Genomic DNA, 11316 nt, shown 5'->3' with positions numbered 1-11316 from the left:
AGCCTTGCGCCCCTACTACATACTACACAAGTTACTTTTCACGAGAGCGATCGCCATCTTTAAATAAGATCTTTTTCTTTTTGTCTTTCGAGCGATCGCCATCTTTAAATCATATCTTTTTCTTTTTGTCTTTTGTGCGATCGCCGCTTTAATAATCATTATATTTTCATCAATTTTCTGGGCTTACTCTGTGGTACATACGTCTTATTGCTTTATTCAACTTGGGTAGGGGCGCAAGCCTTGCGCCCCTACTACATACTACACAAGTTACTTTTCACGAGAGCGATCGCCTACATAACTAATATATTTTATTTATTTTCATATAACATCTTTATTACCACATAAACTATGGTGCGTTACACTGCGTTAACGCACCCTACTTTTCTTTGGAGCGATCGCCTATAAGAATGCTTAATATAATTTATTCTATAGTATCTTCAGTTTCAGAAGGTATCGTTTGTTCTGACTCGGAAGGAGGGGGGGATTGCGGTTCTTCCAACTCCAAGATAGGCTGGGATTGTGGTTCTACTACCTCTGGGGGTTCGATAAAAAAGAAGGCGATACTACTCAAAGCTACACTTCCTATGCCTAATATTGGTGCTATGATTCTCTCTGAGAGAGATTTATCTGAGTGACGATAACGGCTAGAAACTGGTTTTAGAGGTAAATCAAACTCTGGTAATACACTTTTATCGAGGAAAAATTGATCTAGAGTTTCTGCCAAATCAAATAACTGTATAGTTGTCAAATCAACTGTTTCTACAGGAGCGTCAACTCCGGTGGTGGATTGCCAAGTCAAGCGATGTAAATTACCATAAGGTTCTAAAGTTATCTGGTCAGAATCCAAATTAATTTCTTGAGGATGAACTAAACCACTTAAAAACTCTTGAGTATAAGCATTGACAACCAAAGCAAGATTTTCTAAAAAAGTTTTGCCACCTCTGAAGCTTTTTTTCAAACTAGTCAACTCACATTCAGCATTGAGGAGAATAGAAATAACTTCAGCGTTAGAATCATCATTACTCAAACCTTCTAAAGTCAAAGTACAATTAGACGCATGATACTGACGACGAATATTCATTATTGATTTATCTCTCCATCAAATAAAATTACCCACAGTCTCTCACTTCCTCTACTTCCGGTACAAAATAGTAGCTTGGTGAGTAGAGATAAAGCTATTTCATTCAAATCTGTTTCAGAAGTTAAATAATTGTTGACTTTAACACGGCGATGATTCATACGTCTTTTAAAGTAATTTTTGAACTTTTCTAAATATTCAGAAAGTTGAAAATGAGTATCAACGGGTAAATTTTTATCTTGCATAAATTGAGCATCAATCAGACGCTGACGAATTTCCACTTGCAAAGATTGAGCGAAATGATGAATAATCACAACTAGGGCTTTAGCTTCTAATTGAGTTAGTTGATTACGTCGATAAGAGCGGCGTAAAGGATTAGTACAGCGGAGACGCCAAAGAAAAATACGATTTTTAATCAATTTATCTAACTCTAATTGTTGAGAAATATTCATAATTTGGTCTATTCCCCCGACGGTTAAAGCTTCTAAGGCAGTGAGCATCAAATCAATTTGTTCACTAACGGCAGGAGAGCAATAATTGCTCTTAAGGGGCAGATCGGGTAATATACTGAAAAGGTCACTTGGAGATTTTGGAGATAAACTAACATCAGACATTCTGTTCACAAAATAACTCATACAGAAACTAATTATTTTAAATTACTTTAGGTAATAATTTAATCAAGACATTTTAATCTAGTTAAAGAACTAATAATAACATTATGGATCTTAAATCACTAATTCGAGATATCCCTGATTTTCCTAAACCAGGAATTGTTTTCCGTGATTTTACTACCCTGATTAATCATGGCGAAGCTTTTAGGTACACTATTGACAGTTTAGCTGAAAAAATCACTGCTTTGGGTTTAAAACCTGAGTATATTGTAGGAATTGAATCTCGCGGTTTTATCATTGGGGGAGCTTTAGCTCATCATTTTCAAGCAGGATTTGTACCAGTGCGTAAACCAGGAAAACTGCCAGCCCCTGTATATACAGTGGAGTATGAACTAGAATACGGCACAGATAAATTACAAATTCATCAAGATGCGATTCCTCCCGGGGGTAAAGTTTTTATTGTGGATGATTTACTAGCTACCGGAGGCACGGCAAAAGCGACAACAGAGTTATTAGATAAGCTAAAATGTCAAATCCTGGGCTTGGCCTTTATCATTGAATTAACAGCCCTAGAAGGACGTAAACGGCTCGCTGATTTACCAATCATTAATTTAATTGAATATTAAAAACTCTTAGCTTATGAGCTTAACTCAAAAATACCGATTGAGTGACCTCCTCAAACAATTAAGTAGATTGCTAACTAACGAAACCTTTTTATATATCATCAAACGCATATTACAAGGTTTACTAAGCTTATTACTAGCTTCGGCTCTAAGTTTCTTCATAATTCAATTAGCCCCCGGCAGTTATTTAGATGTATTGACTGACCAAAACTCTCAAATTTCTGCCGAAACTCTCTCACGGTTTAAAACGGAATTCGGTTTAGATAAACCTCCCTTGACTCAATACCGTTTATGGCTGTGGCGTGTCATAACTCAATTTGATTTTGGGCAAAGTTTTGTCTATCGTAAAGATGTGGCTGAGTTAATACTGGAAAGATTAGAGGCAACTTTGTTATTGGCTACAGCATCAATTTTGGTAACCTGGGCAATTGCCATTCCCCTGGGAATCATCAGTGCCGTTAAACAAAACACCCTCATGGAAAAATTTCTGAGAGTTATCAGTTACCTTGGTCAAGGTTTCCCCAGCTTTATTACTGCCCTATTTCTCCTATTTATCGCCCAGATGACTTCTCCCTTGTTTCCTGTAGGGGGAATAACTAGTATTAACCATGACCAATTATCACCCCTGGGAAAAGTTTTAGATGTGGCTTGGCACATGATTTTACCCACAATTGCTTTGAGTTTAACTAGTTTTGCGGGGTTACAACGTCTTACACGGGGCCAGTTACTTGATGTTCTACGTCAAGACTACATCCAAACCGCCAGGGCTAAGGGTTTATCAGAAAATCGCGTTCTCTATGTTCATGCTTTACGCAACGCCATCAATCCTCTAATTACTCTCCTAGGCTTTGAATTCGCAAGTTTACTCAGTGGGTCATTTATTGCTGAGTACTTTTTTAATTGGCCTGGAACAGGACGTTTGATTCTCCAAGCAGTACAAGCCCAGGATTTGTATTTAGTCATGGCTAGTCTGATGATGGGGGCAACCATGCTGATAGTTGGTAATTTACTCGCTGATTTGTTATTAAAATTTGTCGATCCCCGTATTAGTTTAAAAAATATTAAGTGAAAAATCTATGTTTTTTAGTGTTGTTATTCCTACCTATAATCGCCAAGCCATTCTCTCTAAGTGTTTAGCAGCTTTGGAAAAACAAGTGATAACTAGTAAATCTATCTCTGGTTATGAAGTGCTGATAGTAGACGATGGTTCGACAGATAACACCATAGACTGGATTACAGAAAATCAACATCAATTAACTCATGTCAGGGTTTTACAACAACAACACCTAGGTCCCGCAGCAGCCCGCAATCTTGGGGTTAAAAATGCTCAAGGAGATTTTATTATCTTTATTGATAGTGATTTAGTGGTCACAGAAACTTTTCTAGACTCCCACTGTATGGCCCTAGAAACAGCTCAAACTAAACTCAATACTGATAAAGTATTTACTTATGGCCGAGTAGTTAATACAGCTAACTTTGAAGACCCTACCTCAGAACCCTATAAGCTTACTGACTTTTCTGCCGCCTACTTTGCTACAGGAAATGTGGCCATTTCTCGCAAATGGTTAGAGAAAGCTGGATTATTTGACACAGATTTTTACCTCTATGGCTGGGAAGATTTAGAACTAGGTGTGAGATTACAAAAACTAGGGTTAAAATTAATTAAGTGTCCTTTAGCTGTTGGGTATCATTGGCATCCCCCATTTAATCTAGAGCAAATTTCTAGTTTGATTGAAAAAGAAAAACAAAGAGGTCGTATGGGATTAGTTTTTTACGAAAAACATCCAACCTGGCAAGTTAAAATGATGATACAAATGACTTGGTTACATCGTCTGCTTTGGGGCATATTATCTTTAGGAGGTACACTTAATGAAACAACTCTTAGTTCTTTTTTAGAATATTTAATTAAACAGGGTAAGTCTCAACTAGCTCTGGAAATAGCCCGTGTTTTTCTTAATTGGTATAATGTACAAGCAGTTTACGAAGCTTATAATGCTAAAAAGCTTAATAAAGCTTAAAGTAAGTTTACAATTTTAAAATCTTGACAATTAAGTAAATTTACTAGCATTGTAAAAGGTCAAAAAACTAAAAAATGAGTAAGATAATAGTCTAACCATGCTTAACTCAGTATTTAATAAAACCATAACAAGTCTAAATATAATAATCAAAGAGGTTAATTAATATGCAATTGGTTTTAGGATTAGTAATAGGTGCTGCATTAGGAGCAGCAGGTTTATTCTTTTTCCAAAAAAAGAAATTAGACGAACAAGAACAGAAATATAAAAAGTTAAAGCAAGAATCTCACAAAAACCTTAAAGAAGTAGAAAGAGAAAATGATTTAATCAAAGAAGATGTAACGAGTTTACGTTTAGACAAAGAGCAGCTAGAAGAAAAACTTGTTACTATAGAAAAAGAAAACCAAAGTTATGTAGAAAATCTGGAGCAATCAAACCAAAAGCTTCAAGAAATAGAGCAATCTTATCAAAATCTGGTAAGAGAAAAAGAAGAGATAGAAGCATCATACCAGCAGCAGATTGCCGAAATAGAAGCTAAGTATCAACAAAATTACACCAAAGAAGAAGAATTAGAGCAAAAATATAACGAAGAACTACTAAAAGTTCAAGAATCTTATCAAGGTAGTTACGAACAATTACAAAATGATTTGGATGATTCTAGAGAGAGTTATCAACAATTAGAAAATAGTTTACGTGAGTATCAAGAGCGAGTTCAACAAGTAGAAGCAGAAATAGCCACAAAAACTGAGCAATACGAAGAGAGAATAAGAGTTTTAGAGGAAGAGAAATCAAACCTCTTGTTAAATGCAAGTCGCTCCCCAGTAATAGAAGCGCAACCATTAGAAAGAGTAACTGAACCAAATCCGGGTTTTCAAAACTTCACTCCAACGATAAATGAACCTATTCAAGAATCAGTCGAACCAAGAACAGAAAATATAAATCAAGAATCGCCAAGTGGTGAGGGACTATATGAAATTGATGATATTACTCAAGGAATAACAGATGATGAGGGAATAGGTCTAGACATAGAAACAATAGATGTATCAGATGAAATAGATGTAATAGCTGAACCATGGGGAAATGCGACATTAGACGAAGATTTTGACGTGAGCGGCTTGTTTTCAACAGATATAGACGATTCGCCAATAGATTCTAAATCAACAGTAACAGATAGAAACTCCCAATTACAAGAAGATGAAACCTTTGATGATATATTTACATTTAATCCTGATGAAGACATAACTGGAGTATCTGTAGATGACGAAGATGATGGTGGTGATATAGATATAGAGGCCCTTATAGACGACGGTGGTGACACAGAAGAGAAATTTGAGGATATATTTACTGATGATATATTTACTATTGAAGGAAATAATGAGTCTGAGATGACTGACAACTCAAATAATGAAGTATCGGATGTAATAGATTTATTTAGTGGTGATGAAGATAATGATGGAGATTTTCCCAATATTTTTTCAGAAGAAGAAGATCAAAATGATTTAGATATATTTTCTGAGACAAAAGATAATGATCATAAATAAAAAAAAGATAGTTATATGTCCATAGAGCCAATAAATTCTAATCGCCTAATTACTTCAAGACAGGCAGTGGTGAAGAGAACCACAGGAGAAACACAGGTCGAAATCAAATTAAATCTAGATGGTCAAGGTCAATGTCAAGCAGATACTGGGATACCATTTTTAGACCACATGTTACACCAAATCTGCTCCCATGGTTTAATAGACCTAGAAGTAAAAGCCCAGGGAGACTGGGAAATAGATGATCATCATACCAATGAAGATGTAGGTATTTGCCTAGGGCAAGCCCTAGCCAAAGCTTTGGGAGAAAAAAGAGGAATAGTACGTTTCGGTCACTTTGTGGCCCCCCTAGATGAGGCTTTAGTACAAGTAGCTCTTGATTTCTCCGGGAGACCTTATCTAAATTACAGCTTAAACATCCCCACTCAAAGGGTAGGAAATTACGATACTCAGTTAGTTAGGGAGTTTTTTGTAGCGGTAGTAAATAATAGTCAGATGACTCTGCATTTACGCCAGTTAGAAGGGATAAACTCCCACCATATCATAGAAGCAACCTTTAAAGCATTTGCCCGAGCAATGAGAATGGCGATCGCCATTGACCCCATACGGGCTAATCAGATACCTAGTTCTAAGGGTGTAATTTAATCTTTGAGGTAAAATCAAGCTAAATGATTTTACCTCACTCAATTGCTACAACCTACAAATATATGGAACCACCAGTAGAAAGAATTAAACTCTCTAAAAGTGCTAGAGACCAACTTATCAAACTTAAAAGAGTTACTAAAATTGATCAATGGAATATTTTATGTCGCTGGGGATTTTGTCTTTCTTTAGCAGAAAAAACTATCCCCTCTCCCATACCTCTTCCTGCTGATAGTAATCTTGAATTAAGTTGGAGAGTTTTCGGCGGTGAATTTTGTGAGCTTTTTATTATCTTATTGAAGCAACGTTGTTACAATGATGGTTTAGGTGTGGAAAAAGAAGTTTTAGCTCAACAATTTCGTTTACATCTTCACCGAGGCATTGGTTATTTAGCAGGGGATCCCGATTTAAAAAAAATTGAAGATTTAGTAAAGATTTCTCTTCTTGAGCCGACGATTGAGGAAATGTAAACTGATAAAGTAAGTCAATATTCCTGCTACTAAACCTACTATAAAGCTTCCTATAAATAGGGTAACGATAATTGAGGAACCTAAATCAATTAAATCAGACCAGTTACTACCCTCTAATTGAAATTGAATAGATTCAGATTCTGGATTATTTTGAATTAATTCACCAATTTTATAGTTAAAGAAAAATATCGGGGCGTAGGTGAAGGGATTACTTACCCAAGTCCCCAAAGCCGCAGCTAATTTATTGCCACGAAAAATAAATGCTAACATTACACCAATAATAGTTTGTAAACCAAACCAAGGAAAACAACCTGCGAAAACCCCACAGGCTAAACCCCTAGCAATTACTACTGGTTTCCCTTCTAAACGCAGTAAACGTAAATAGTAATAACGACTTGTGCGTAACCATTGGGCTTTTTTTTTGCCAGTCTTCGACCTCTGATTATGTCTGTCTTCAGGAGTAATCATACACAGGTATATTTATTTGATTATGTTAATTTATAGTAAATATCATAACAAATTTGGTAAATACCTTGAAATGTTTGTAATTAAATCAAGAGTAGAAATTATCTAATCTCTACTCTTAATAGACAAGAAAGTATAAAATACTAAACAGTAGTGATATCTTTTTCTTTAATTTCTAGAATTTCATCAATTTTAGTCACATACTGGTCTGTAATCTTTTGTATCTGGTCCTGTAAATCTTTCGACTCATCTTCAGATATTTCACTACTTTTTTCTTGTTTACGGACAATATCAATCGCGTCGCGACGAATATTGCGGATAGCTATTTTTCCTTCTTCTGCGTATTTTGCTGCTAGTTTCACTAATTCTTGTCTTCTTTCTGCGGTTAATGGGGGAATATTCAAACGAATTAATTCACCATCGTTATTGGGGTTTAAACCCAAATCAGAAAGAGAAATTGCCTTTTCTATTTGGTTTATGCTACCTCTATCATAAGGTTGAATTACAATAGTACTAGCATCAGGTGTATTTACATTGGCCAAGGCTTTTAATGGTGTTTCAGTACCATAGTACTCAACCGTGATGCGGTCAAGTAAAGAAGCATTAGCACGACCAGTACGAATGGTATTAAATGAACGTTGAGTGGACTCAATTGTTTTTTGCATCTGGCTTTTTAGTTCAGATAACTTCACAGAAACCTCCTACAATAGTACCTACAGGTTCTCCCTTTACAGCTCGAACAATATTACCTCTAACAGAGAGATCGAAGACTACAATAGGGATATTATTTTCTTTACAAAGAGCGATCGCCGTACTGTCCATTACTTTTAACTCATTAGTTAATACATAACCATAAGTTAAAGATTGATAGCGTCGTGCCTCGGGATTTTGATGGGGATCACTATCATATACTCCATCGACCTTGGTCGCTTTGAAAATTACTTCTGCATCAATTTCTGCTGCTCGCAAAGCCGCAGTAGTATCAGTGGTAAAAAAAGGATTACCAGAACCGGCACCAAAAATAACCACTCTGCCTTTTTCCAAGTGTCGAATGGCACGACGACGAATATAAGGTTCAGCAACTTCTTGCATGGCGATCGCCGTTTGTACACGGGTGGGAACATTAATACGTTCCAAAGCATCTTGCAAGGTCATGGCATTCATAACGGTGGCTATCATGCCAATATAATCAGCAGTGGCGCGATCCATGCCCGCTGCCGCAGCTTTCATCCCCCGAAAGATGTTGCCGCCACCAACTACAATTACTAATTGGATACCATTAGCCACCACTTCTGCCACTTCCTGGGCGATTTCTGTTACTATTTTGGGATCAATGCCGTAACCTAAGTTACCCATTAATGCTTCACCACTTAGTTTTAATAAAACTCGTTGGTAACTCATCTTTCAAGCCTACTACTTTAGTTTTTTTATGGAATTTGGGGTTAAGTTAATTACTTCTCCCCTTTTTGAAACCTTGGAAATTGGAGAGCATCCAATCACAATGTCTCAAGTTTACGCTTAGTTTACCATTAAAATTACCGCTATCTATGATCATGCTCATTTAAAGTCTTCACAAAACATTAAGCTGAGCTAATTTCAAGGTGGTCTAAGATAAAATTAAAATACTATAGACATAAATAATAAAAATAAAATATGTTTAAACAAAAATCTATTTTTACCCGCACTATCTTTGGGACTATGGTATCCCTAGCCCTAATCTCCACAGGCTGTGGCCAACAACAAGAACAAAACCCTCAACCCCAAGCCTTACCCGTATCTCTAAAAACTTTAGAAACAACTACAATTATTGATAGCACTGAATTTGTCGGTACTCTAGAAGCTAGTCAAAGAGTTCAATTAGCACCCAGAATTAGTGGTCGCATTCTCAGAATTTTTGCTAGTAATGGGGATCTAGTCACTCAAGGAACACCCGTAGTACTACTAGAACCCAATCAACAACTAGAAGAAGTTAACTCCAGACGAGCCCAGGTAGAATCAGCTAAAGCAGAATTAAACGCCGCTGAATCAGATTTAGCTGAAGCCCAAGCTAATAGACAACGAGCATCGGCAGATTTAGGAAGTAGTAAAGCAGACTTAGCTGATATCCAAGCTCGATTAGACTTAGCCCAGGTTAACTACGACAGAGCCGAATTCTTACTAACAGAAGGGGTAGTCTCCCAAGGAGAATTAGACGAACGCACCAGTCAACTTAAAACTAATCGTGCTCAATTAGAAGCCCAACAGGGAAGGATTAGAGCTCAAGAAGAAGCTCTCAATGCCGCCGAACAACGCATCAGAAGAGCTCAAGCTAATATAGAACGCGCTAGAGCCCAAATATCCACAGCAGAAGCTAATTTAGGAGTTGTTACAGTAGATTTAAAAGATAACCGCGTCGTTGCTCCCATTGACGGCATCGTCGGGGATTTCCCTGTTAAAGTAGGTGACTTTGTCAATATAGGACAAGAATTAACCACTATTACCAACAATGAACAATTTAATTTACGTATTTCTATTCCTGTTGAACGCAGAGAAGAGCTAAGTTTAGGATTACCTGTAGAAATTATTCGTGGTGAGGAGAATTTAGTAGGGGAAATTACTTCTATTGCTCCTAATGTAAACCAAAGTACCCAAACTATTTTAGCTGAAGCAACTTTTGACAATGATGGAAGTTTACGCGATGCTCAATTTGTCACAGTCAGAGTTATTTGGAATCAAAGAAGCGGTGTATTAGTTCCAACCACAGCTATTTCTAGTTTAGGAGGACAAAAATTTGTCTTTGTCGCTGAAACTGATTCGGAAAATTCTCAATTAGTCGCTAGACAAACTCCAATTAAAGTTGGTTCTATCCAGGGACAAGCTTATCAAGTTATTTCTGGAGTTGAAGCAGGAGATCAAATCGCTGTGTCACGAATTCTTGACCTGTCTAATGATCGCCCAATTCAACAAGAATCCATGGAATCTCAAAATAACTAACTTATTTAATTGAACTATTATGTCAAATCAAAAATCAAATCAAAAGTCAAATCAAAAAAATTTTGGGTCTGATTGGTCCTTCGACGATTGGATGAATCACATTATTTTTCTAGTAACTATTCTGTTACTACTATATTCATTTTTCTTTGTATAACTCAAATGTGCAATTTAGAGTGAGTGCGCTTATTGTTTCTGATTGATTACGCAGAACTTCGATTAACTACAAAATTAAGCTACTAAAAATTGGAAAAATAACCAGGCTGAAAGTTGCACCTCCATAATTCTTTTGTTAAAATTTTGTTAAAATAGAGATGAAATACTTTCATCAATTAAATTTTGCTTGAACTAAAAGATAAAAGCTTCACACCAATATCAATCTGATGTGTAGTTTTTATATCTTCTCCCCAGATAGAAGACAAACCAATTCAAAGCCAAGGTATTTAAATAGAATGTAGAAAATACCTTGATTATTTAAGGATAGTTGATTTAAATAAGGTACCATTATCTTAGTTTAGATTAGTCCTTAAATTTTTTCTGCGTGGTTTGGACTAAAAAACAGAGTGCCAATTTATAAATTTTTAACTTGACCAATCATAAGGAAAATAATCATGTCACTAGGAACCATAGAAAAACGTTCAACTGATGTAAACAAAAAACACGCCCCCCGTTATCGTGTCTTACTACACAATGACGATTTTAATACCATGGAATATGTGGTTCAAACTCTCATGCAAACAGTAGCAGGAATGACTCAACCTCAAGCTGTAAATGTGATGATGGAAGCCCATACTAATGGGAAAGGTTTAGTGATTATTTGTGAATTAGAACACGCTGAACATTATTCAGAGACTCTTAAAAGCCACGGTTTAACCAGCACAATTGAACCAGAAGAATAATTATA

Annotated in this window: 14 protein-coding genes; 8 read left to right on the top strand and 6 right to left on the bottom strand. The window is 36.3% G+C overall.

What is annotated here, in order from left to right; all coding sequences use genetic code 11:
• Positions 1–15: 15 nt before the first annotated feature.
• The 3 genes from MW688_RS21865 to MW688_RS21855 all read right to left on the bottom strand — a co-directional run bounded on the left by MW688_RS21865 (position 16) and on the right by MW688_RS21855 (position 1692).
• Positions 16–159 (bottom strand): hypothetical protein, encoded by a 144-nt coding sequence (locus tag MW688_RS21865; protein ID WP_486738129.1) that lies wholly within the window; start codon positions 157–159, stop codon positions 16–18.
• Between the two features lie 262 nt (positions 160–421).
• Positions 422–1081 carry a DUF4335 domain-containing protein gene (locus tag MW688_RS21860; protein ID WP_486738128.1) on the bottom strand — a complete coding sequence of 220 codons (660 nt, stop codon included), beginning with the start codon at positions 1079–1081 and terminating at the stop codon, positions 422–424.
• Complete coding sequence (locus MW688_RS21855; RefSeq protein WP_486738127.1) at positions 1081–1692, bottom strand: DUF3038 domain-containing protein; 612 nt, start codon at positions 1690–1692, stop codon at positions 1081–1083. The genes MW688_RS21860 and MW688_RS21855 overlap by 1 nt, the downstream gene beginning before the upstream one ends.
• Before the next feature lie 104 nt (positions 1693–1796).
• Between MW688_RS21855 and MW688_RS21850 the strand changes: the two genes are divergently transcribed.
• The 6 genes from MW688_RS21850 (at position 1797) to dndE (ending at position 6977) form a co-directional block, all read left to right on the top strand.
• Positions 1797–2315, top strand: coding sequence for an adenine phosphoribosyltransferase (locus MW688_RS21850; RefSeq protein ID WP_486738126.1), 519 nt, complete (start codon positions 1797–1799; stop codon positions 2313–2315).
• A gap of 13 nt (positions 2316–2328) precedes the next feature.
• The gene (locus tag MW688_RS21845) at positions 2329–3381 is read left to right on the top strand and encodes an ABC transporter permease (RefSeq protein WP_486738125.1); all 1053 of its coding nucleotides are present in this window, start codon (positions 2329–2331) and stop codon (positions 3379–3381) included.
• Between the two features lie 7 nt (positions 3382–3388).
• Positions 3389–4330 (top strand): glycosyltransferase family 2 protein, encoded by a 942-nt coding sequence (locus MW688_RS21840; RefSeq protein WP_486738124.1) that lies wholly within the window; start codon positions 3389–3391, stop codon positions 4328–4330.
• A gap of 164 nt (positions 4331–4494) precedes the next feature.
• Complete coding sequence (locus MW688_RS21835; protein WP_486738123.1) at positions 4495–5868, top strand: hypothetical protein; 1374 nt, start codon at positions 4495–4497, stop codon at positions 5866–5868.
• 15 nt (positions 5869–5883) lie between these two features.
• The gene (gene hisB / locus MW688_RS21830; RefSeq protein ID WP_486738122.1) at positions 5884–6510 is read left to right on the top strand and encodes an imidazoleglycerol-phosphate dehydratase HisB; all 627 of its coding nucleotides are present in this window, start codon (positions 5884–5886) and stop codon (positions 6508–6510) included.
• Positions 6511–6572: 62 nt separating this feature from the next.
• On the top strand, positions 6573–6977 hold the full coding sequence (dndE, locus tag MW688_RS21825; protein WP_486738132.1) for a DNA sulfur modification protein DndE: 405 nt from the start codon (positions 6573–6575) through the stop codon (positions 6975–6977).
• Here dndE and MW688_RS21820 read toward each other — a convergent pair.
• The 3 genes from MW688_RS21820 to pyrH all read right to left on the bottom strand — a co-directional run bounded on the left by MW688_RS21820 (position 6933) and on the right by pyrH (position 8843).
• On the bottom strand, positions 6933–7445 hold the full coding sequence (locus tag MW688_RS21820; RefSeq protein WP_486738121.1) for a DUF2062 domain-containing protein: 513 nt from the start codon (positions 7443–7445) through the stop codon (positions 6933–6935). The two genes, dndE and MW688_RS21820, sit on opposite strands and share 45 nt — an antisense overlap.
• A gap of 140 nt (positions 7446–7585) precedes the next feature.
• Positions 7586–8134, bottom strand: a complete 549-nt coding sequence (gene frr, locus MW688_RS21815) for a ribosome recycling factor (RefSeq protein ID WP_486738120.1) — start codon at positions 8132–8134, stop codon at positions 7586–7588.
• A complete protein-coding gene (gene pyrH, locus MW688_RS21810) occupies positions 8121–8843 on the bottom strand; it encodes a UMP kinase (RefSeq protein WP_486738119.1) in 723 nt (240 codons plus the stop codon). Before pyrH ends, frr begins: the two co-directional genes overlap by 14 nt.
• 252 nt (positions 8844–9095) lie before the next feature.
• Here pyrH and MW688_RS21805 point away from each other — a divergent pair, with 252 nt between their 5' ends.
• Positions 9096–10415, top strand: coding sequence for an efflux RND transporter periplasmic adaptor subunit (locus tag MW688_RS21805; RefSeq protein ID WP_486738118.1), 1320 nt, complete (start codon positions 9096–9098; stop codon positions 10413–10415).
• 608 nt (positions 10416–11023) lie between these two features.
• On the top strand, positions 11024–11311 hold the full coding sequence (clpS, locus tag MW688_RS21800) for an ATP-dependent Clp protease adapter ClpS (protein ID WP_486738117.1): 288 nt from the start codon (positions 11024–11026) through the stop codon (positions 11309–11311).
• The last annotated feature ends 5 nt before the right edge of the window (positions 11312–11316 follow it).

The sequence above is a fragment of the Johannesbaptistia floridana genome, assembly GCF_057440575.1.
This window is presented reverse-complemented; position numbering and strand designations above follow the sequence as displayed.